The following is a 23,379-nucleotide window of genomic DNA, read 5'->3' as shown; positions in this document are numbered from 1 at the left end:
CACAATAACATGAGTCAATTCGATGTTACCGTAATAGGTTCTGGTCCTGGAGGTTATGTAGCTGCGATCCGTGCAGCACAGTTAGGTTTCAAAACAGCAATTATTGAAAAATATTCAACTTTAGGCGGAACTTGTCTTAACGTTGGATGTATTCCGTCAAAAGCGCTTCTTGACAGCTCTGAGCATTTCGAAAATGCAAAACACAATTTTGCAGGCCACGGAATCATCATCAATGAGCCTCAGGCGGATATCGCAAGAATGATCGAGCGTAAAAATGAAGTGGTAAAACAGAATACAGATGGAATCAACTACCTGATGAACAAAAATAAAATTACTGTTTTTGAAGGATTAGGAAGCTTTGAATCTGCTACTCAGATCAAAATCACAAAAAACGACGGTTCTTCTGAAACGATCGAATCAAAATATACCATCATTGCAACAGGTTCTAAGCCGTCTACTTTACCTTTCATCTCTTTGGATAAGGAAAGGGTAATTACTTCTACAGAAGCTTTAAACCTTAAAGAGATTCCTAAACATTTAGTAGTAATCGGAGGTGGAGTAATCGGTCTTGAATTAGGATCTGTATACTTAAGATTAGGAGCTCAGGTTACTGTGGTTGAGTTTATGGATAAAATTATTCCTGGAATGGATGGAGCTTTAAGCAAAGAATTGACTAAAGTTCTTAAGAAACAAGGAATGAAGTTTATGCTTTCTACAGCGGTTTCTGCCGTGGAAAGAAACGGAGATACTGTTAAGATCACTGCCAAAGATAAAAAAGGAGAAGAAGTAGTGGTAGAAGGAGATTACTGTTTGGTTTCTGTAGGAAGAAGACCTTATACAGAGGGGCTTGCTCTTGAAAAAGCGGGAGTAGAACTTGATGAAAGAGGAAGAGTAAAAGTAAACGACCACTTACAGACTAACGTAGCCAACATTTACGCGATCGGTGACGTTATCAAAGGGGCAATGCTTGCCCACAAAGCTGAAGAAGAAGGCGTTTTAGTTGCTGAAATATTAGCAGGACAGAAACCTCACATCAATTACAACTTGATTCCTGGTGTGGTTTATACTTGGCCGGAAGTAGCTGGAGTAGGTAAAACTGAAGAGCAGTTAAAAGAAGAAGGAGTAGCTTACAAAGTAGGATCTTTCCCAATGAGAGCCTTAGGTAGAAGCCGTGCAAGTGGTGATATTGATGGCCTTGTGAAGATTATTGCTGACGAAAAAACGGATGAGGTTTTAGGAATGCATATCATAGGAGCAAGAGCTGCTGACCTTATTGCGGAAGGAGTTATTGCTATGGAATTCCGTGCAAGTGCTGAAGATATCGCAAGAAGTTCTCACGCTCACCCGACGTATGCTGAAGCTATTAAAGAAGCAGCATTGGATGCTACAGCAAAAAGACCGATCCATATGTAATAACTGATTACAAGATTTAATCATTTAAATAATAACATTGAAGGCTGTTTCATTTTGAAACAGCTTTTTTGTGTTTTTTATCAAGGACCCAATAAAAAGGATTCGTACTTTCGTAGCTGTGCCATTTTTGGCATAAAAATGGAGTTTGATTTTGAAAATTGATGTATGAAAAAAAATTTTATCAGTGTACTGATTTTGGCAGGAATCAGTTCCTTTGCCCAGGAAGCCGGAAAGACAGGAGAATTATTGAAAAATGAAGCTTCTGATAGGGAAATGCAGATACAAGCTCCCAACAATTTCAATAAAGGCAATAAGGCTTTTGAGCGGAATACAGATAGCCGGAATAATACTATAAGAAAACCAACTTATCAGTGGAATAAAAATTACGGGTATGGAGAAGTGTTTCTACGGATTCCTCAACCAGGCTTTTTTACTGTTGAGATCGGAGATCAGATGATGGCCAACGGTTCCGGGAAATACCGATTTTTCGATCTGCAGTCCGGCAGAATGCCCATCTCGATCTACGAAAATGGGTTTTTAATTTACAGAACCACGGTAATGCTTCGGAATAATAACCGGATGGTGCTGGACTTTTTTACTGATGAAGGCCTGTATCTGCTGGATTCATATCCGGTTCAGGGGCAGTATGGTTTTAATGATTGGAATGAGGTGTGGAATAATCCTTACGGAAACTCACCCGGGAATTGGAATAATCCCGGAAATGTGATGGATAATGCCGCTTTCCGTCAGTTTTTTGAAATGCTGCAGAGGAATGAGAAATTTGATGACGGGAAAATTGCGATGATCAACCAGCAGACGCGCAGTTCAATGTTTACTGCTGTACAGATCAGGGATTTGGTAAAATCAATGAGTTTTGATAAAAATAAATTGGCACTGGCTAAGTCTATGTACCCTAATTGTGCTGATAAAAATAGATATTTTCTGGTATATGATGCCTTCGATTTTGAAAGCAGCAAGCGGGACTTAATGGAATATATTTCTAATTTATAAATATTATTTCAATAGAAACAGGTTTTGCCCGGTTTAACTTTTATACTGATTTTATTGGTTTTAGCTAAAACTTAGTTATTTACATCATTTTCATTTGATCATAGAACTTTGAGTTCTTTGGTGACATATTAAATTGTATCCCGAAAGTGACTCCTTTAAAATATTTTTCTTTATTGATTGGAAAAGAATATCCGGTGTTGAGAAAGAAAATGTTAAATAATGAAATGCCAATTCTGGGCTCTATTGAATATTGATTAGCCGATATTCCAAATAACTGCCCGTTATTGGAGACATAAATATTGGCTTCCGGAAGAAATTTGTCCGTATTATTGATGCGCGTATAAAGTAGAGAAGGTCCAATGATCAGAGATTTATAATGGGTATCACCCAATCTAAACTCCAAACCTGCCTGTAATACATTTCTTCCGGTATAACGATAGGCAACATTAAAAGCTGCTTTTTCCAGTACCTGTGCACTGGAAAGTATTGCGAGAAGAAGAAACGACAGGGTCAAATATTTTTTCATATTTTAATATTTGTTTGGATCAAATGTACAGGTTTTAAAGGCTCTCTGAAAGATAAAATGATTCTTAAAAGTATTCAATAGGTGAAAATCTTCAAATTTCCGTACCTTTGTCAGCTAATTTTATCATCAATGCAACTCGGAAAAACTCAGACTTTAAAAATTTCAGATAAAAATAATTCAGGATGGATCTTATCAGATGAATTCGGTGAAAAGGCTTTTCTGCCTAAAATATTCATTCGTGAAGATCAGGAAATAGACGAAGAAGTGGAGGTTTTTGTTTATCAGGATGATGATAAATTAAAAGCAACCACTGAGATCCCATTAGCTGAAGTAGGGGAGTTTGCGGTAATGAGCTGCGTTCAGAGTCTTCCAAGTGGAGCATTTATGGATTGGGGAATCATCAAAGACCTGTTTATTCCTTATAAACAGCAGAAAACCAAAATTATCGAAGGAAAAAGATATCTGGTATACATTTATGTGGAAGAAGATATGGAGCTGATCACAGGGACCACTAAGTTTAAAAGAAATCCTCAATATCAGGACTTACCATTCAAAAAAGGAGATAAGGTAGATCTGATCATGATGAATGAAAGTGAACTGGGATGGAATGTGGTGATCAACAAAAAATATATCGGCTTGATCTATGCTTCGGATGTTTTCAAAAAATTATATCCTTTATCGGAAGAAACAGGCTATATCAAAGCCATTCGAGAAGACGGTAAAATTGATGTTTCCCTGCAGCCGGAAGGTTTTGAAAATATTGACGAATTCAAGCAGAAAATTCTGAATAAGCTGGAAGAAAATTATGGACTTCTCTATGTTTCTGATCAATCTTCTCCTGAAGAGATCAAAGATGAACTTCAGATGAGCAAAAAGAATTTCAAGAAAGCAATCGGAGGACTTTATAAAGATAAAATTATTGATATCCTGGACGATAAAATAAAATTATTATAACAAAAAAGAGCAGAAATTTCTGCTCTTTTTTTGTGATTATCTGTTCTTGATCAACAGCCATCCGCTATAGGTTCTTCCGTCTGAAACTTTTATAGTATACCAATAGTTTCCTGTGGAAATGGGTTGTGAACCATATCTTCCGTCCCACTGAAATGGCTTTTTACCGATCGTTTCCCTAAAGACCATAAATCCTTTTCTGTCATATAAATAGATTTCTGTTCCCGGATAGTTTTCCAACCCTGCGATTCTCCAGGTGTCATTGGTTCCGTCACCATTAGGCGTAATAGCATTCGGGATATTGAAAATAGAGAAGTTTTTCTGCCCGATAATACATCCGGATTTTGTTCTTACATATACGGTGTATTCTCCCATACTTAAATTGGTGAATACATTAGAATCCTGCCATGTAAAATTATTTAAAGAGTATTCATAGTTCCCGGTTTGGGAAAGAATAACGGTCGCAGTAGTATTGACAATGTCTACGGATACAATCTGAGCTAACACGGAATAAGTCACCTGCACTGAATCTGTATTCTCACATCCAAAACTGTTCGTTATTTTTACAGAGTAGGTTCCGGGAGTGGATACGGTAATCGTTTGTGTCGTAGCACCGGTATTCCATATATATTTGAAGCCGGGTCCGGCATCCAGTACAGCAGATTTTCCTTCACAGAAATCCAGTTTTTCAGGAAGGTTAATGGATGGCTTGGGATTTACTGCCAGATTTAATCTCACCACTGTAAAGCATCCGTCAGCTGTGGCTACTTTTACATGGATCAGTGTAGATCCTAAATTTAATACATAGGCTGAAGGATTGGTTATCACATTTCCTGCCATATCTGTATAAGTGAAAATGTAGCCGTTAGGAGTGTTGATAATATTTCCTTCAAAAGAATGCAGATTGACGGTCATTGTATTTCCGGTCGTATCATTACACATGGCTTGCGAATAGTCTTTAGCAGGTATGTTATTGATAGAGAGGGTAACCGAAATGGCCAGTTTTTCAGATTCACAGCTGTTTACTGTTTGAGAGACATAATAAGTCTGGCCATGTACAAGGGGTGTTGTGAGTGGCAGTACATTGCCTGAAGCATTATAAAATAGCAGTGATGTTCCCGTTACAGCCAGGTTAGCAAGAGTCGGATGGGCCGAAGCGCAGAAGTCCTGATCGATATTGGCTGCCGGTTTAGGAGTTGTGTTTACAGTGACCTGAACAGCCGTTTTATTACTCTCACAACCGTTAATGGTTTGTGATGCGTAATAAGTTTGTCCGTTGATAAGAGGAGTTGTAGCCGGTAAAATTGTTCCTGCTGCATCATACCATTGTATATGCTGCCCTGTGATCTGGAGGTCTGATATTTTAGGATTATGGATTGCGCAGAAAGTTTGCTGGATATTGGCTACAGGAGTAATGCCCTGTATTGAAAATACTTTAAAAGGTGCCTTTTCACTCTCGCATTCAATATTATATTGAGTAACATAATACTGAGCTCCTTCAATAATGTAGGCCGTATTATTGATCAGGTTGCCTACAGCGTCATAAAACCGGATATTTTGGTTATTATTAATGTTTAACTGGGCAAAAGTCATTTGATTAACATTCGTGCAGAGGTAAAAGTCACTTACCGTTAATTTTTGGGGAGCATTTTTGATAATCACTTTTACAGCTAACCTTTTAGTGTTGAGTGGACAAGACTCATCTTGAACAGAAGCATAATAGGTAACATTGTTCTGTAATGGAGTAGTACCAGCCAAAGGAGCTGTAGAAGTTAAAGAATCATACCAAGTTGTGTAAGATGTATTAGGATATAGATCATGCACTGTTGGATTGATAGACGAACAAAACGTTTGTATTTTATCTCCATCGGGAGTTCCATTATAACATTTTCCAAATTTTTGGATAAAAGAACTTATATTGTTATTAGTGTATTTTATTTCTTTAATATCCTGATCTGGATTAAAGTCCTGGTATTCATCATAATATCCAGCTAGGATAATATTTCCTTCATAGTCTATGTTTTGGCTAAAAGCATAAGATGAAAAATCACTTTTGTTGAAAATTAATTTACCATCATTTCTGAATTTTAAGTAGTACGTTTTGGAACTATTAGATAAGTAGTTGTAATTGAGCCCCAGGTCTATTCTTTTTACAATTTCTTCTGTATTATTGTTTCCGTTGACAACCTTAATCATATTATCGGTATAGCGCACAAAGAAATTTATAGTATTGTCAGAATTACGTTTAATGGAGAGGAAATCATAGCTCCCATCTCCTTTGATCAGAGAATTCCAAACCAGATGACCATTGCTGTTTATCTTATAGATTATGGTTCTTCCATCACCGGGAGCATGTATTGTAGTGTTTGGAAAGGTAATATTCTGTGCTTCATAGTAAGTGCTGGCAGTATAAATATTATTGGTATTATCAAGTTCGATCTTAGCGTTTGAAGTTCCTGCATAAGCACTGTAATACGTTAAGGGCTGATACCAGATGAAATTTCCATTCGTATTGAATTTTGCTAAAAAGCTCCGGTTATAATTATAATTATTGGAAGAAAAAGTAGTATTGTCTATTTTCAAATAGGCTTCGAATTTTCCAAGAATAATGATATCATTATTGTGGTCGGTTTTTACCGTATGTATTAATGGAATATTATGGGCATGGAGCGGACGGGCCCATGAAAACGCTCCATTAGGTGTATTTTTCATAACAAATAAACCGTTAGGAGGCGGCAGGGTAAATACTGAGCTGGGATCCGGGTCCAGATCCGTAAGAAATGATGGCGGATAATTAACGTAATTTCCTGTAGAGATTATAGTGTTATTTGAATCAACAGTACAGGTCATATTGGATACATAATTATAAATATTTCCGAAGACAAAATTTCCGTTGGAGTCTAATTTTACCATAAATGAACTGCCCTCGTTGATTCCTGTATCATAAATAGTTTCAGAGTTAGGATCAAGCTTCAGATCTACACCATCCGAATAACCGGTAATGATAAGGTTGTCCTGCTTATCGACAATTAAAGAATTTAATGATGAGGTATATTGAGACCTGATTTCTTTTACCCAGATCACATTTTTATGCTTGTCAAACTTTGCAACAACAGCCCTTGACAATTCATCAGCATTTGTTGTTTTTGTAATGTTGTCGAATGTTATACTATTAATACTGGGAAAAGCTGTCCGTCCATATGCTCCCCCAACATAGATGTTTCCCTGTGAATCTGTATCACTGAAAGTAATGAAATGCTGAGACTCTATGATAGGACTTTTAGTCTGGAAATGCCAAAGTAGGTTTTGTGAAAATAGAAGTATCCCGCTCAAAATTGAGAACAGCAATAAAATTTTTCGCATCAGTTATTAATTTTTGCGGCAAAGATATAAAAATGCTCTTTTCATCAAAGGCTAAATACCATTTCACCGGGAATAATATAAAAAATATGATGTAAATCATAACAATTATGTTTAATTTTTTTGTTTAACAATTTTGTCAAAAATAATTTTTACTATAAATTTGCACAAATTTGTTTAACAAAAATGTCAAATCAAGCAAAAAAAGACCAAACACAGGAATTGATTAAGGAGACAGCGAAGAATTTATTCTTTGTGAAAGGAAAATTTGATGCTACTACGCAGGAAATTGCTGATGCAGCCGGCGTCAATAGAACGCTTATTAATTATTATTTCCGATCAAGAGATAAACTGATTCAGATCATTTTCGATGAAGCCCAGAAAGTGGAGCAGGAAAAATCAAAAATTATTCAGACGGCAGACCTTCCTTTTAAAGAGAAGATCAGCAAATTTATAGAAAGCAGTCTTGCCACAAGCCTCCAATATCCGTATCTGGAAACTTATATCGTTTCACAGATCAATAAAGGAACCTGTCATCAGAGAGAAATTGAAGAAGATATTCTGGAAACTCTGTATAAGGATATTGAAAAAGAAATGGAGCTGGGGAATATTGAAAAAATGGCTCCCGTTCAGTTTATACTGAATATGGTTTCATTGTTGGTTTTTCCAAGTGCCATCAGACCTCTGTTTATGGAAAATCTGATGATCAGTGATGAAGAATATGATCAGATTATTTCAGAGCGAAGAGAGATCATTATCAATATGTTGTTTAAAAATTAAACAGAACTAAAGTATTTCTGAAAGTGATTCGTCATTGAGAAAGAAAATAAGGAAAACAACTTAAAAAAAATAAACGAAGTATAAGAATTATGAAAAGAAAACGTATAACTGCTCAAAAGCTAAAAATCGGGATAGCTGCAGCATTTATGATTTTCGGCTTTTCATCAGTGTCTGCCCAGCAGCAGGTTTCTCTGCAGGAGGCAATCAAACAGGCACTCCAAAATAAGGCAGAAGCAAAAAAAGCGGCCTTACAGGTTAAAAAAGCTGAATACAAGATTGACGAAGCTAAAGCCGGAGCTCTTCCACAGATCAGTGTAGCTGGAAACTTAGCTTATAATCCGATCATTCAGGAAACGGTAGTGGAGATTATGGGCCAGAGAAACATTTTCAAAATGGGCCAGCCCTGGAACTCAAGTATTTCTGCATCATTGAGCCAGGCATTATTTGATCAGAGGGTCTTTATCGGGTTGAAAGCGGCTAAATCTACCAGAGAGTTTTATGTCCTGAATTCTCAGCTAACCAATGAACAGATCATTGTAAATGTAGCAACTGCTTATTACAATGTATTTGTACAGGAAGAAAATTTGAAAACCCTGGAAACAAGCTATGCCAATACTGAAAAAGTAAGAAATGTTATCAAAAGCTTGGTAGATAACGGGCTGGCAAAACCAATTGATCTTGACAGAACGAATGTTCAGCTGACCAATATCGCTTCCAATAAACAAAAGCTGATTAATGGAGTGGAACTGGCTAAAAATTCACTGAAATTCTATATGGGAGTTCCGATAGATTCACCTATTGAACTTGAGGAAAAAAGTATAGAACCGAAGCCTGAACTTATCGCCGGGCAGATCAACCTGGACAACAGATCTGAAGTTAAGGTTCTTAGAAAGCAGATGGAACTTTTACAGTTCAATAAAAAGGCCACTGAGGCATATCTTTATCCTACGGTAAGTCTTCAGGCCAACTATGGATGGTACGGAATGGGAACAAGATTTCCCTGGTTTAACGGGATTAGTAATGGTGTAAACTGGAGTGATGCTGCCTCAGTAGGATTAAATGTAAACATTCCGATTTTCACCGGCGGTGCTACAAAATCTAAAATTCAGCAGGCTGAAATTGATATCCAGGATTTAAATCAGGATATCGAAAATACACAGTTGACCTTGAATTTAGACTATAAAAATGCGGTGACCAATATTGAAAACGCCCTGATCAACATCCAAAGCATGAAAGATAATGTGGCGCTGGCAGAAAAGGTACAGGCCAATACACAATCTAATTATCAATATGGTCTGGCAACCCTTACAGATCTGCTTGACACAGACAATTCTTTAACTGAAGCAAAACAAAATTATGCCAATGCTTTATTGGATTACAAACAGGCTGAAATTCAGTTGATGAAAGCAAAAGGAGAGTTGAACACATTACAAAACCCATAATAAACTAAAATGAAAAAAACTTTAATATATATCATCGTAGCGGCCGTACTGGTAGGGTTGGCAGCTTACAAGATTGCAGGTAACAAAGAAAAGCAGACTCAGGAAGTAAAAGAGGTTGCCAAGCAGGTAGATAAAATCAATGTGAATGTAGTTACTGTAGCCAGAGAGAATATCGATACAGATTATGCCGCTAATGGTACTTTTCTTCCAAAGCAGGAAATGAACCAGTCTTCGGAAATTTCAGGACGTATTGTAAGCGTTTTGGTTAAAGAAGGTTCAAGAGTATCTGCCGGACAGGTTTTAGCAACCATCAAGAGAGACGCAATCGAAGTGGATGTGACACAGGCTCAGAATAATTTACAGAACGCTATTATTGATAACCAGCGTTATGAAAATGCTTATAAAACAGGAGGGGTTACCAAACAACAGCTTGATAACTCAAGACTGCAGCTGAAAAATATGCAGGCCGCTGTAAGAGCTCAGGGAGTTAAAGTAAATGATACAAGCATCCGTGCCGGAATCAGCGGGATGATCAACAAGAAAATGGTAGAGCCGGGAACCGTAGTTTCTCCGGGAACCTCTATGTTTGAGATCGTTAATATCAACAGCTTAAAGCTTTCCGTTTTAGTGGATGAAAGCCAGATCGGGAAAATCCAGTTAGGACAGGAAGTTCCGATCAAAGTTAATGTTTTACCGGAAGATTCTTTCGTAGGCAGAATTACATTTATCGCTCCTAAAAGTGATGCTTCATTGAATTTCCCTGTTGAAATCGAGGTTCAGAATAAAGGAAACTTAAAAGCAGGGATGTATGCAACAGCTACCTTTAAAACAAATTATGGAGCAGAAACTCAGAATATGATGACAGTTCCTGCGGAAGCGTTTGTGAATGGGGTAAGTTCAGGCCAGTTATTCGTTGTTCAGAATGGTGTTGCCAAACTCATTAAAGTAACTGTTGGAAAAGTCTATGGAGATAAAGTACAGGTGTTAAGCGGATTGAATGGCGGAGAGCAGGTGGTAACAAGTGGACAGATCAACCTTGACAACGGGTCTAAAGTGAATATTGTAAAGTAGAAGGTTTATGAAGTTAGCAGAAATATCGATTAAAAGACCATCGTTGGTTATTGTATTATTTACAATTCTGACGCTGGGGGGTATCCTGAGTTATACGCTCATGGGATACGAATTGATTCCGAAGTTTGAAACCAATATGGTAACCATTTCCACGGTTTATCCGGGAGCTTCGCCGGCTGAGGTGGAAACTTCCGTGACCCGAAAGATTGAGGATGCCGTGGGTTCTTTGGAAAATGTGAAAAAAGTAGAATCTTCTTCTTACGAAAGTTTATCCGTGATCATGGTTCAGCTGAATAACGGAGCGGATGTTGATTATGCTTTGAATGATGCTCAAAGAAAGGTAAATGCAATCCTGGCAGACCTTCCGGATGATGTGGATGCACCGTCTCTGAATAAATTCTCCTTAGATGATTTACCGATTATCACAATGAGTGTTTCATCTGATAAACTGAACAGTAAAGATCTTTATGACTTATTAGATAAAAAGATTGAACCTATTTTCTCCCGTGTAAACGGGGTAGCGCAGGTGGATCTTGTAGGTGGGCAGGAAAGAGAAATCCAGGTGAATCTGGATGAGAAAAAGCTGCAGGGATATGGACTTTCAATAGGAGATGTTCAGCAGGCGATTCTTTCATCCAACCTAGATTTCCCGACAGGGAGTCTGAAGACCAGAACCACAAAATCTACGATCAGGCTATCAGGAAAATATAAGTCGATTGCGGAAATGAACAGCCTTGTTGTTTCCAATAAAAACGGAGCGCAGGTTCGTTTGTCTGATATTGCAACTGTGTTCGACTCTCAGAAAGATGTTGAAAAAGTAGCACGATTCAATCAGTTCCCGACGATCTTAATGCAGGTTAAAAAACAATCTGATGCGAACGCCGTGGCAGTATCTGAAAGTGTTCAGAAAACAATTGCAACAGTAGAAGCAGCATATAAAGTTCAGGGAGTAAAAGTAAAAGTGGTAAATGATACGACAGACTTTACCCTTGAATCAGCAAACCACGTTATTTTCGACTTATTCTTAGCGATTATTCTCGTGGCGATTGTAATGTTATTATTCCTGCACAGTATCAGAAACGCATTTATTGTAATGATTTCTATCCCGGCTTCATTGGTGGCCACATTCATTGGAATGAACTTAATGGGATATACACTGAACTTAATGAGTTTACTGGGACTATCACTCGTGGTAGGTATCCTTGTGGATGATGCGATTGTAGTACTTGAAAACATTTACCGCCACATGGAGATGGGGAAAAGTAAGATCAGGGCAGCCTATGACGGAGCTTCCGAAATCGGATTTACAGTAGCTGCGATTACATTGGTAATTGTGGTGGTATTCTTACCGATTGCGATGAGTTCAGGTCTTGTGGCCAATATCCTGGCCCAGTTCTGCGTCACGGTGGTTATTGCAACTTTATTATCCTTGCTGGCTTCATTTACCATTATTCCTTGGTTATCATCAAGATTCGGTAAACTAGAGCATTTAACAGGCAAAAACTGGTTTGAAAAATTCATCCTTTGGTTTGAAGGGTTAATTGACAAATTCACACACTGGATTACCGGGATTCTTGAATGGTGCTTAAAAACAACATTGAGAAGAGTGTCAACCGTGATCATTACCTTTATTGTTTTGATTAGCTCATTCATGTTGGTGGCATTCGGGTTCATTGGAGGTGAATTCTTCCCGCCGATAGACCGTGGCCAGTTCCTGGTTCAAATGGAATTGTCAAAAGATGCTACCGTTGAAAAAACAAACCAGCTGACATTGGATGTTGAGAAGTTTTTAAGAAATGATAAAGATGTTGTGGACTTGATCACAACGGTAGGACAGCAGTCAACAGGTTTTGGCGGAGCTCAGGCAACTACTTACCAGTCTGAAGTTCAGGTCAACCTAACGGATAAATCTGAACGTTCTGAAAGTACCAACATCAAAGCAGCGAAGATCAAAAGAGCACTGGAAGAGAAATTCACAGGAGTTGAATTTAAAACAGCTCCAATCGGTATCATGGGGGCTGAAAATGCTCCGATCGAAATGGTTGTCACAGCTCCGGATAACGCAACAGCAGTAAAAGAAGCGACAAGAATTTTAGAATTACTGAAAAAAGTTCCGGGAGCAGTAGATGCTGAATTGTCAACCGATACAGGTAATCCTGAAGTTCAGGTGAATATCGACAGGGATAAAATGGCTTCTTTAGGCTTAAACCTTTCAAGTGTAGGTCAAACGATGCAGACTGCATTTAACGGAAATACAGATGGGAAATTCAGAGCCGGCGAATATGAATATGATATCAATATCCGTTTTGGAGATGCCAACAGACAATCCATTGATGATGTTAAAAACCTGATGTTTACAAACCCGCAGGGGCAGCAGGTTCGTCTGAGCCAGTTCGCTGATGTAAAAATGGGTTCAGGACCAAGTTTGCTTGAACGTAGAGATAAATCTCCTTCCGTAAAAGTAAGAGCTAAGGCAGTAGGTAGACCGGTAGGTGACGTAGCGAATGAGTGGGCCAACCAATTCATGAACAGCGATAAAAAGCCTATTGGGGTAGATTACATCTGGAGCGGTGATATGGAAAACCAGCAGGAAGGTTTCGGTACTTTAGGAATTGCTTTATTGGCTGCTATTGTATTGGTATATCTTGTAATGGTTTCATTATATGACAGTTTTGTATATCCGTTCGTGGTATTGTTCTCCATTCCATTGGCGATGATCGGGGTAATGGTGATCCTTGCCTTAACGGCGAACTCATTGAATATCTTTACGATGCTGGGGATGATCATGCTGATTGGTCTTGTAGCAAAGAATGCAATCCTTATTGTTGACTTTACCAATGCGAGAAAAGCAACAGGAGCGACCACTCACGATGCTTTGATCCAGGCGAATCATGCCCGTCTTCGTCCGATCCTGATGACCACTATTGCGATGATCTTCGGTATGTTGCCGATCGCATTGGCAACCGGAGCAGGAGCAGAGATGAATAAAGGTCTTGCATGGGTAGTTATCGGGGGTTTGACATCGTCCCTATTCCTTACCTTGATCATTGTACCGGTAGTATACTCATTGTTTGACTCTATATTGAGAAGAATGGGTAAGCATGAAAAACCAGACTATGAAGCTGAAATGAAAGCGGATTATGTACACAGGGAACTAAGTGAAGACGGATATACTCCTAAGCACTTAGATTAATATAACAACCTTTTAATTAACCGAAAACCGTATCATTTTTGATGCGGTTTTTTGTTTTTTACAGCTTAATTACCCCGCTTGTACATTATAATTTATTCCCTTATTTACTTCTTTTGTAAATTGTATTTCATAAGTAATAAATGTAATGTTTGTTTTTTTAACAAATGCTTTGTTTGTATTTAAATTGCTGTTTTATAGTTATTTAACATAATAAAATAATTCCCCGTTAGGTTGATTTATTTTATATTTTTGAGAACCAACCATAAAAAACAATGATGAAAAAAACAATTTTGTTAGGTGCTCTATTAGCAGCAGGGGTAGTATGCGCATTTCCTTTCAGAACTTCTTGCGGGATAGTATTGCAAATTAATGAAGAAGGAATTAAAGAGATGTCTTATGGACAAGTAGTAAATACCTTAAAATTAATGAATGGTGTTACTTGCGGTACAACAAATGTTGGTATTGTTGTTTACAATCACTAATTAAAAAAATTAACAAAAGTTTTTGGCAAAATGCAGAGTATCCATTTTGTTTTTTAAAGATGCATACAATGAAGTTATATTATATATTGGTTTTATTTTTTTTTGTAACACTCCTAAAAGCACAAATCGGATTTGACGTCGCTTATGAAGCTGATTACAAACTAACCTATAAAGATCAAACTATTAATGCAGTCATACAAGAAGACGCTTTTGCACTTCTTATGAATGAAAAAGAATCTTATTATAAAAACATGAAAAAATATATTGAAGATTCTTTAAAGCTTGAAAAAAAGCTAACTGATAAATCTGATTTTAGACTTGGAATGAAGTATGCAACAGATTTTTCTGAATATATTGGTACAACAAGCGGAAAACTGTACATAACCGTTCCGGTATCAAATAAAGCCTTTAAATATGAAGAAGTAAACAATATTAATTGGAAGCTTTCAAACGAATGTAAAACTATTGGAAAATATAAATGTCAAAAAGCGATCTGCCAAAAATATGGCAGAACTTGGATTGCTTGGTTTACAGAAGAAATTCCTCTACCATTTGGTCCCTATAAATTCAATAAATTGCCCGGACTTATTTTGGAAGTCTATGACGAAAAAAAAGAGTATATTTTTTCAATGTATAGTTTCAGAAAAAGAAAATATGTTGCTAAGTCCGCAAATATGGAAGCTAAAGCCACTTCAGTTACTAAATCAAAAATTTTTGACTACCAAAGGAGAGAAATAGCAGACCCAAATACTTATAATGCATTAATCACTGATCCTGAAACACTTCGTTTTTTAATAAAGAAAGCCCAAGAAAGGGCGAAAAATTATAATCCTATCGAATTAAGTATATACTAAAAAGCATCTTGTAATCTGAAAAATTAATCTGCCATCACCTCACCGGACTTTCTGCAGATGAAATTTCCATAAATATGTCTTCTTGCAAAACGGCTTGGCAAATCTGCATTTACCATTTTGATATAGGTATTTCCTGGTACTCCAATATATTGATACCCATTGCTGCCCTGTAACAAGCTTATTTACCCGAAAACCGTATCATTTTTGATACGGTTTTTTGTTTTTGACCCCCACTTGTACATTATAATTTATTCTCTTATTTACTTCTTTTGTAAATTGTATTTCATAAGTAATAAATGTAATGTTTGCTTTTTTAACAAATGCTTTTGTTTGTGTTTAAATTGCTGTTTTATAGTTATTTAACATAATAAAATAATTCCCTGTTATGTTGATTTATTTTATATTTTTGAGAACTAACCATAAAAAAACAATGATGAAAAAAACAATTTTATTAGGTGCTTTATTAACAGCAGGGGTAGTATGCGCATTTCCTTTCAGAACTTCTTGCGGGATAGTTCTCCAAATCAGCCAAACAATAGCTGATAATATGTCATTGGATCAGCTGGGAAACTATCTGGGAGCGGTGAATACTCAAACATGTCCGGGCTCCGGTGCTGTTGCTATTCACATCTACTATCACTAACATAAAAAGGTATGGCCGCCATAAAACGTGGCGGTTTATAGTGTATGAAGAAAAGATTAAAATGAAAAAAGTAATATTTCTCTTTTGCGTATTAATTGCAGTCACCATTTTTTCTCAAAAAAAATTTGATGTAATGTATGAAGCGGATTATATATTAAACTATAAAATGTCCAATGCTTCCCATTATAAAAAAGAAACAACTTTTGCTTTGCTTATCAATGAAAAATCTTCTTTCTTTAAAGATTTACACCGATATATTTCAGACTCTCTAATGGTAGAAAAAAAACTGAATTCGCTTGAGGAAGCGATGAAATATAATACAGATTTTAGAGGATATATTGGTACAACAGCTGCCAAATTTTATGTTACTGATGAAATTAATTACTCCTATTTTGAATATGAAGAGCGTAATGACATTAATTGGAAGATAAAAAATGAATTTAAAACAGTGGCTGGCTATACATGTCAAAAAGCAGAAACAACAAAGTACGGCAGAACTTGGATTGCATGGTTTGCTCCTGAGATTCCATTTCAATTTGGCCCCTATAAATTTAATGGTTTGCCTGGCTTAATTGCTGAAGTATATGATACTAAAGATGATTATCATTATATTCTTTATAGCTTTAGAAAACGAAAATATATTTGTAAATCAGCTAATATTGTGACTAATGTAAAAAAGCTTACAAAAGAAAAAGTGTCTGAGGTTTTAAAAAACAGATTAGCTGGAATGATGCAATTACATGAAAAATATATTGAAAATAAAGAAGATTTGGAAATGATTAGAAGAAATGCTGTTGAAGCTGAAAAAAATTATAATCCTATCGAATTAAGTATATACTAAAAAAGCATCTTTTAAAAGATGCTTTGTATGGAATCTGAAAAATTAATCTGCCATTGCCTCACCGGACTTTCTGCAGATGAAATTTCCATAAATATGTCTTCTTGCAAAACGGTTTGGCGAATCTGCATTTACCATTTTGATATACGTATTTCCTGGTACTCCAATATATTGATACCCATTGCTGCCCTGTAACAACCTTATTTACCCGAAAACCGTATCATTTTTGATGCGGTTTTTTGTTTTTTACAGCTTAATTACCCCGCTTGTACATTATAATTTATTCCCTTATTTACTTCTTTTGTAAATTGGATTTCATAAGTAATAAATGTAATGTTTGCTTTTTTAACAAATGCTTTTGTTTGTATTTAAATTGCTGTTTTATGGTTGTTTAACATAATAAAATAATTCCCTGTTAGGTTGATTTATTTTATATTTTTGAGAACCAACCATAAAAAACAATGATGAAAAAAACAATTTTGTTAGGTGCTTTATTAGCAGCAGGGGTAGTATGCGCATTTCCTTTCAGAACTTCTTGCGGGAAGGTTCTTCAAGTCAGCTAGGCTATGGCTGATAATATGACACAGAATTATCTTACAGACTTGAATGGTGAAACATGTCCTGAGCACGCAAATTCGACAGTAGTAACAGTGATCTATAGCCACTGATAATAAAGCCGTCATAAGTTTGGCGGTTTTTTTAATAATGAAAAAGATGAAAAAAATTATAGGGTTGCTCCATGTATTAATGGTAACATTTGTTTTCTGTCAGAAAAAATTTGATGTGGTTTTTGAAGCTGACTATAAACTCAACTACAAACTGAGTAAAGCCAGTAATTATAAAAAGACGACAACTTTTGCACTGCTAATAAATCAGGAAGCTTCTTTTTTTAAAAACATGAATAAATATATAGGAGATTCTTTAGAGGTGGAAAAAGTGGATATTCCTTTGAACGAATCAATGAAGTATGTTACAGATTTTAGGGAAACAATTGGGACTACATCTGCAAAACTATATGTCACAACAGAAATTAATTATGCTGATTATTCTTATGAAGAAATAAACAGTATTAGCTGGAAGATGAAAAATGAATTCAAGACCATTTTAGGATTTAAATGCCAAAAAGCAGAAACAACAAAATACGGAAGAACTTGGACTGCATGGTTTACTCCTGAGATTCCATTTCAGTATGGTCCTTATAAATTTAATGGGCTTCCAGGCTTGATTACAGAATTGTATGACAGTAGAGATGATTATCGTTATACCTTATATTCTTTCAGAAAAAGAAAATACACTTGTAAATCTGCCAATACCGCTATGAGGGCAAAGGCAACAACGAAAGAACAGATCTGGGAACTTTTAAAAAATAAAATTGCTGGCAGAATGAAGGTTCACGAACAGTTTATTGAAAATAAAGAAGATTTGGAAATGATTAGAAGAAATGCTGTTGAAGCTGAAAAAAATTATAATCCTATCGAATTAAGTATATACTAAAAAAGCATCTTTTAAAAGATGCTTTGTATGGAATCTGAAAAATTAATCTGCCATTGCCTCACCGGACTTTCTGTAGATGAAATTTCCATAAATATGTCTTCTTGCAAAACGGCTTGGTGAATCTGCATTTACCATTTTGATATACGTATTTTTTGGCACTCCAATATATTCATACATTTTTCCGTTCAAATGCTGAACCGTCAGAATTGACTTCTCAAGATAAAAATCCTGAATATTGGATTTTGTAATTGTTTCCGTATATTCTTCTTTATATTTTTCCTGCGTTTCCGGGTTGATGCTCACCAAAAAGTGGTAAGCTTCAATCACAGATTTGCTTTTTTCTTCTGCTTCCAGTTTCCCTGCTTCATCATTCACAAATTTATCAGGATGCGCATCTTTCATCGTATTTCTATAAATTGTTTTCAATTCTTTTAAAGTGACGTTCTGATCCACTCCAAGAAGCTTTCTGTGCTCACCAATTTTTTTCATATATAAACATTATTGATTGTTAAGGCCATATGCAACCGCTGTCTTCATCAGCATTTGTTTGTATAATACTTTAGCAGCGATTATATAATTTTAATCCTTATTTTCGGGGTGCAAAATTAAGCATTTTAATTTGAAAAATCGTAAGTTATTCATTATTAATTTATTTGATTTCCGTTTTTGCCGTAATATTATAAAATTGATGGTGATTACGATATTAAAATATGAGTATAAGTGGGATCAAACGCTGTTGAATGCCAGATAATGTGAAATCTCTTGAACCGGGTCTTTCTTTATAAAAAAAACAGAAGCCTAAGCTCCTGCTTTTAATTTATAACCAATGATTTTTCAGCTTCTCCTGAGTGATATACGCAGCACTGGCCTCCTTAGATGCTTCCACCATTGCTTTTAATGCCTTCTCGGTTTCATCCCAATGACGGGTTTTTAAACCACAGTCAGGATTCACCCAAAGCTGGTGTGCCGGAATTACAGCCTGTGCTTTTTTGAGCAGTTCTACCATTTCCTCTTTGGAAGGAACCCTTGGTGAATGGATGTCATAGACTCCGGGACCAATCTCATTCGGATATTTGAAATCGGCAAAAGCATTTAGCAGTTCCATCTGGCTTCTGGAGCATTCTATGGTAATAACATCAGCATCCATATCTGCAATGTTCTGGATAATATCGTTAAATTCGGAATAGCACATATGGGTATGGATCTGGGTAGCATCTTCCACACCGCTTGCTGAAATTCTGAAGGCTTCCACAGCCCATTTCAGGTAGTTTTGCCATTCGGATTTTCTTAACGGAAGTCCTTCTCTGATAGCAGGCTCATCAATCTGGATAATCCTGATTCCTGCTTTTTCCAGATCAGTTACCTCATCACGGATCGCTAATGCAATCTGTTTGCAGGTCAGGGAACGGGGTTGATCGTCACGTACAAAAGACCATTGCAGAATAGTAACAGGCCCTGTAAGCATTCCTTTTACCCATTTTTTTGTTAATGACTGGGCATATTCTGACCAATACACGGTCATTGGGTGAGGACGGTATACATCTCCGTAAATAATAGGAGGTTTCACACAGCGGCTTCCATAGCTCTGCACCCATCCGTTCTGGGTAAAGGTAAATCCTGAAAGCTGTTCCCCGAAATATTCAACCATATCATTACGTTCAAATTCACCGTGCACCAGTACATCAATTCCTATTTCTTCCTGCCAATGGATGGTTCTTGCCGTTTCTTTTTTCAACAGATCATTGTAGTGGCTGGCTGTAAGTTCTCCCTTTTTGAATTGGGCTCTCCAGTTCCTCACTTCTTTGGTCTGCGGGAATGAACCGATGGTGGTTGTAGGAAATAAAGGCAGCTGTAATACTTTTTGCTGAGTTTCTTTTCTTACATTAAATGGGCTCTTTCTCCGGGCATCATCATCCGTCGTTACGACAACACGGTTTTTGACTTCCTGATTATGGATTAATGCTGAAATATTCCTGTTTTCAATAGCTTTTTTATTTTCTGCCAGCTCCTGTAAAGTAGGATAATCCGGATTTCCGGCAAGTTTCTGTAACGTTACAATCTCATTCACCTTTTGTTTGGCAAAAGCCAGCCACTGTTTGATTTCGGGAGTCAAAACTTCTTCGTTCTTTTCTAAATCAAGGTCGAAAGGAGAGTGGAGTAAGGAACAGGATGGCGCAATAAAGATTCTGTCCGGTCCAATCTCATTAACAGCCTTTTTTATAAATCGTAAAGACTTCTCAAAATCATTTTTCCAGATATTTCTTCCATCCACCACTCCCAGAGAAAGACTCAGGGTTTCAGGAAGCACAGGTAAGATCTCATCCAGCTGTTCAGGCAAGCGTACCAGATCGATATGCAAAACATCTACAGGAAGAGAAACGGCCAGGGAAAGATTGTCTTTTAATCCTTCAAAATAAGTAGCTACAATAAACTTCAGGCCGGGGAACTGTTCTCTGATCGCATTGTAAATGGACTGGTAGGTTTCTTTTGCCTTTTCATTTAAATCCAAAGCTAAAAAAGGTTCATCAAACTGAATATATTCTGCTCCTTGATTTTCCAGTTCTTTTAGGATCTCGGTATAGACCGGTAATAGATTTTGAGCCAGATCCAGCTTGTCAAAACCGCTTTCTTTTTCTTTCCCTAATAGAAGATAGGTTAACAATCCGATAATGACAGGTTTTGCATTAATTCCTGCTTGTTTTGCACTGATAAATTCACTGATGATTTTATCGGAAAGCAACCTGAATTGCTGGTCTTTTTGAAACTCAGGAACGATATAGTGATAATTGGTATCAAACCATTTGGTCATTTCCATGGCTGTGATATCCAATCCGTTTTTCTGATAGCCTCTTGCCATAGCAAAGTAAAGATCAAGATCAGAATTGGATTCCCGGGAAGCAATGGCCTCATAGCGCTCCGGAATAGCACCTACGGTAAGGGTCATATCCAATACCTGGTCATAATAGGAAAAATCATTGGCCGGAATAAGGTCAATGCCTGCCTCCTGCTGTAATTTCCAGTTTTGCTGCCTGATTATTTTTCCAGCCTCCAATAGCTCGTTGAGAGCGATTTTACCTGACCAGTACTGTTCGCAGGCTTTTTTAAGTTCTCTGTTGCTACCAATACGCGGATAGCCAAGAATGTGTGTTTGCATTTTCTTTTAAACTTTTAATTAAACTTTTTTTAAAAGCTCTTTTGAATGCTTCGTAATACTGACGGAGAAAGAATAGAAAGGAAATATAGGGATACCATAAGAACGTAATTTCCCTCTTAACGGTGGTATACGTTCAAAAGTATCATCTGTATGACCCGAAGCTTCAAACCGCGAAAGCATTGTCAATTCAGAACAGGCAGGTCTCCTGGCTTGCAGCGGTGTCTGTCATCCTTCCCGCTTTTTGGCAGTGGATATACAAGGACAGAAACCTTTGGTGTGCTGCTTACAGTTGCGCGACAGCTCGTGATTTTCACACGATTCCCTATTAATCTACGTTAAGTAGAACCTCTTCCGTTTGATGAAGTATTTTAAAGAACAAAATAGGGTGTAAAGATATAGAATTAAGAGAATTGATTGGTGGTAGTTTAAAAATTCAGCATAAAATTTGGTTTTGATCTTATTTTAAGGCTAAATATTCTTTAAATTTGAAAAATATATCGGTAAAAAGAATATTATCCTGTGGAAAGACTTGACGAAAAGGATCTTCAGTTATTAAGAATCCTGCAAAAGAATGCTAAATTGACGGTGAAAGAGCTGGCTAAAGAAATTAACCTGTCTCCTTCACCGGTGTTTGAACGGGTTAAAAGATTGGAGCAGGAAGGCTATATCAAACATTATGCTGCGGTGTTGGAAGCGGAAAAGCTGAATAGAGGTTTTACTGTTTTCTGCCAGGTTAAGTTAAAAATTCATGACCGTTCTGTAGGAAACCAATTCGTTACAGATATTCTGCAAATTGAAGAAGTGGCAGAATGTTATAATATTTCCGGTGATTTTGATTTCCTTCTTAAGGTCCAGGTAAGGGATATGAAACACTACCAGGATTTTGTATTTAATAAGCTGGGCTCTGTAGATTCCATAGGAAGTACCCACAGTACTTTTGTAATGGCTGAAGTGAAGAATACCCATGGCGTTTCGATATAAAAAATACCCATCAGGTAAATAATTTTTTCAGTAAACAGAACTGATTTGTCACAGAGGATAAAAAAAACAGTACTCCATGGAGCACTGTCATTATCATCTTGTATTTCTAACAATCATTAAAGGTCTTCACAATTCTTCTTCAGGTTGGTAAACAGTTTATCAAAATCTTTGTAAACTTTTCCTTCATCATCCCGTTTCTGTCTGAAGCTGCTGTTGGCACAGTTGTGAAAATTAAGACCGATCAGATCAATCAGGGCATAATCTTCCTTTTGAGGATCATTCATTTTGGCATCGAATCTGGCCATTACAGCTTTGGGATCAGCATTGTTTTTGCTTTTAAGTTCGGTATAGTTTTTCCAAGCTGCAAACATTTTTTCTCGGTCAGGAGAAGAGATGGCATCAATGGGTTCTTTGCAGGTTGTATAGAACTTACTGTTTTTGAGTGTTGAGGGATCAGAAAAAGCAATGATTTCTTCCTTGTTCAGCTGATACTCATTTTCAAAGGTATGAATGGTCTCCTCATAAAGCTTATTCCACACCGGAAGATCAATCACTTTAAGGCTGTACAATTCTTTTTTCTTTTCTTCATATTGTTTATCCAGATCCTCCAGGTGGGCCTCTTTATTCTTACGGACTTCTTCCAGGCTCGACAGTTTAAAGATGGGGTTGGTGTCAAAATGAACCCCGTTGAATTTATATAACAGTTTATTAACTCCGTCTATTTGTTCTTTTTCATATTTTGTGGCATCAAAATATCCTTTGTTATCACAAGAGAATGTCTGATAGCTGTAAGGGATAAGATGAGTTGTTTTTGAAGGTTTTTTTTGCCCCCAAACAATAACAGATAGAGCTGAACAAAGCCCGATCATCATTTTTTTCATGCGCATAGTTGTTGAAGAATCTGAATTTTCTGAATTTCGCTGCAAAATTAAGGCTTTAAATTTGAAAATTAAAGAATTAGAGCAACTTTATGCTATCAATTTCTTTATTTTGTAGGAATTTAATTTATCCTTTGTTTTTTTTGATAAAAACCGGTTTGCTTTATTACAGTTTTAGTCTTGCCCACCATCATCATTCTCTTCACTTCTATAAAAACCACCGGATTTTTTCGATGTAAAGTCTTATGATTCTCTTTTTTGAGATACCCTTTTTTTGATACCGGATTGGTATAAAGCGCTGAGGTGGT

General features: G+C 36.7%; 18 protein-coding genes, 2 pseudogenes and 1 riboswitch. Of the genes and pseudogenes, 13 read left to right on the top strand and 7 right to left on the bottom strand.

Annotated elements, in window-relative coordinates; all coding sequences use genetic code 11:
• Nucleotides 1–9 precede the first annotated feature (9 nt).
• Both lpdA and MUW56_RS00765 read left to right on the top strand, forming a co-directional pair.
• On the top strand, nt 10–1,413 hold the full coding sequence (lpdA, locus tag MUW56_RS00770; RefSeq protein ID WP_292011389.1) for a dihydrolipoyl dehydrogenase: 1,404 nt from the start codon (nt 10–12) through the stop codon (nt 1,411–1,413).
• 165 nt (nt 1,414–1,578) lie between these two features.
• A complete protein-coding gene (locus MUW56_RS00765) occupies nt 1,579–2,424 on the top strand; it encodes a DUF4476 domain-containing protein (protein WP_292011388.1) in 846 nt (281 codons plus the stop codon).
• A 79-nt stretch (nt 2,425–2,503) separates the two neighbouring features.
• On the opposite strand, the gene MUW56_RS00760 is transcribed toward MUW56_RS00765, so the two are convergent.
• Nucleotides 2,504–2,950, bottom strand: coding sequence for a hypothetical protein (locus MUW56_RS00760; RefSeq protein WP_292011387.1), 447 nt, complete (start codon nt 2,948–2,950; stop codon nt 2,504–2,506).
• 129 nt (nt 2,951–3,079) lie between these two features.
• Between MUW56_RS00760 and MUW56_RS00755 the strand changes: the two genes are divergently transcribed.
• Complete coding sequence (locus MUW56_RS00755) at nt 3,080–3,904, top strand: S1-like domain-containing RNA-binding protein (protein WP_292011386.1); 825 nt, start codon at nt 3,080–3,082, stop codon at nt 3,902–3,904.
• A gap of 36 nt (nt 3,905–3,940) precedes the next feature.
• Here MUW56_RS00755 and MUW56_RS00750 read toward each other — a convergent pair whose 3' ends face one another.
• Entirely contained in the window at nt 3,941–7,264 is a 3,324-nt protein-coding gene (locus MUW56_RS00750; RefSeq protein WP_292011385.1) for a T9SS type B sorting domain-containing protein, read from the bottom strand.
• A 183-nt stretch (nt 7,265–7,447) separates the two neighbouring features.
• Here MUW56_RS00750 and MUW56_RS00745 point away from each other — a divergent pair, with 183 nt between their 5' ends.
• From MUW56_RS00745 to MUW56_RS00720, 6 genes are all read left to right on the top strand, one after another.
• Entirely contained in the window at nt 7,448–8,041 is a 594-nt protein-coding gene (locus MUW56_RS00745) for a TetR/AcrR family transcriptional regulator (RefSeq protein WP_292011384.1), read from the top strand.
• Nucleotides 8,042–8,130: 89 nt separating this feature from the next.
• Nucleotides 8,131–9,483 (top strand): TolC family protein, encoded by a 1,353-nt coding sequence (locus tag MUW56_RS00740; RefSeq protein ID WP_292011383.1) that lies wholly within the window; start codon nt 8,131–8,133, stop codon nt 9,481–9,483.
• A gap of 9 nt (nt 9,484–9,492) precedes the next feature.
• Entirely contained in the window at nt 9,493–10,554 is a 1,062-nt protein-coding gene (locus MUW56_RS00735) for an efflux RND transporter periplasmic adaptor subunit (RefSeq protein ID WP_292011382.1), read from the top strand.
• 7 nt (nt 10,555–10,561) lie between these two features.
• On the top strand, nt 10,562–13,747 hold the full coding sequence (locus MUW56_RS00730) for an efflux RND transporter permease subunit (protein ID WP_292011381.1): 3,186 nt from the start codon (nt 10,562–10,564) through the stop codon (nt 13,745–13,747).
• A gap of 272 nt (nt 13,748–14,019) precedes the next feature.
• Nucleotides 14,020–14,229 (top strand): hypothetical protein, encoded by a 210-nt coding sequence (locus tag MUW56_RS00725; RefSeq protein ID WP_292011380.1) that lies wholly within the window; start codon nt 14,020–14,022, stop codon nt 14,227–14,229.
• A 68-nt stretch (nt 14,230–14,297) separates the two neighbouring features.
• The gene (locus MUW56_RS00720; protein ID WP_292011379.1) at nt 14,298–15,083 is read left to right on the top strand and encodes a GLPGLI family protein; all 786 of its coding nucleotides are present in this window, start codon (nt 14,298–14,300) and stop codon (nt 15,081–15,083) included.
• A gap of 23 nt (nt 15,084–15,106) precedes the next feature.
• Here the strand turns inward: MUW56_RS00720 and MUW56_RS00715 are convergent.
• Nucleotides 15,107–15,256, bottom strand: a pseudogene (locus MUW56_RS00715) (KTSC domain-containing protein); the annotation flags it as partial.
• A 257-nt stretch (nt 15,257–15,513) separates the two neighbouring features.
• On the opposite strand from MUW56_RS00715, the gene MUW56_RS00710 reads away from it, so the two are divergent.
• Both MUW56_RS00710 and MUW56_RS00705 read left to right on the top strand, forming a co-directional pair.
• Nucleotides 15,514–15,726 carry a hypothetical protein gene (locus tag MUW56_RS00710; RefSeq protein WP_292011378.1) on the top strand — a complete coding sequence of 71 codons (213 nt, stop codon included), beginning with the start codon at nt 15,514–15,516 and terminating at the stop codon, nt 15,724–15,726.
• 61 nt (nt 15,727–15,787) lie between these two features.
• The gene (locus MUW56_RS00705) at nt 15,788–16,567 is read left to right on the top strand and encodes a GLPGLI family protein (RefSeq protein ID WP_292011377.1); all 780 of its coding nucleotides are present in this window, start codon (nt 15,788–15,790) and stop codon (nt 16,565–16,567) included.
• A 42-nt stretch (nt 16,568–16,609) separates the two neighbouring features.
• On the opposite strand, the pseudogene MUW56_RS00700 reads toward MUW56_RS00705, so the two are convergent.
• A pseudogene (locus MUW56_RS00700) lies at nt 16,610–16,759 on the bottom strand (KTSC domain-containing protein); the annotation flags it as partial.
• Nucleotides 16,760–17,269: 510 nt separating this feature from the next.
• Between MUW56_RS00700 and MUW56_RS00695 the strand changes: the two are divergent.
• Nucleotides 17,270–18,058 (top strand): GLPGLI family protein, encoded by a 789-nt coding sequence (locus tag MUW56_RS00695; protein WP_367118472.1) that lies wholly within the window; start codon nt 17,270–17,272, stop codon nt 18,056–18,058.
• A gap of 42 nt (nt 18,059–18,100) precedes the next feature.
• Here the strand turns inward: MUW56_RS00695 and MUW56_RS00690 are convergent, their stop codons facing one another.
• Together MUW56_RS00690 and metE are read right to left on the bottom strand one after the other, a co-directional pair.
• A complete protein-coding gene (locus MUW56_RS00690; RefSeq protein WP_292011375.1) occupies nt 18,101–18,547 on the bottom strand; it encodes a KTSC domain-containing protein in 447 nt (148 codons plus the stop codon).
• A 328-nt stretch (nt 18,548–18,875) separates the two neighbouring features.
• Complete coding sequence (gene metE / locus MUW56_RS00685; RefSeq protein ID WP_292011374.1) at nt 18,876–21,212, bottom strand: 5-methyltetrahydropteroyltriglutamate--homocysteine S-methyltransferase; 2,337 nt, start codon at nt 21,210–21,212, stop codon at nt 18,876–18,878.
• Nucleotides 21,213–21,389: 177 nt separating this feature from the next.
• A riboswitch (cobalamin riboswitch) is annotated at nt 21,390–21,577 on the bottom strand.
• Nucleotides 21,578–21,731: 154 nt separating this feature from the next.
• Between metE and MUW56_RS00680 the strand changes: the two genes are divergently transcribed.
• Nucleotides 21,732–22,193, top strand: coding sequence for an Lrp/AsnC family transcriptional regulator (locus MUW56_RS00680; RefSeq protein ID WP_292011373.1), 462 nt, complete (start codon nt 21,732–21,734; stop codon nt 22,191–22,193).
• Nucleotides 22,194–22,309: 116 nt separating this feature from the next.
• Here MUW56_RS00680 and MUW56_RS00675 read toward each other — a convergent pair whose 3' ends face one another.
• Nucleotides 22,310–23,074, bottom strand: a complete 765-nt coding sequence (locus tag MUW56_RS00675) for a hypothetical protein (protein ID WP_292011372.1) — start codon at nt 23,072–23,074, stop codon at nt 22,310–22,312.
• Nucleotides 23,075–23,379: the final 305 nt, after the last annotated feature.

This window comes from Chryseobacterium sp. (genome assembly GCF_022869225.1).
GTDB lineage: Bacteria > Bacteroidota > Bacteroidia > Flavobacteriales > Weeksellaceae > Chryseobacterium.
The sequence above is the reverse complement of the archived record's forward strand: the minus strand, read 5'-3'. Positions and strand labels throughout refer to the sequence as shown.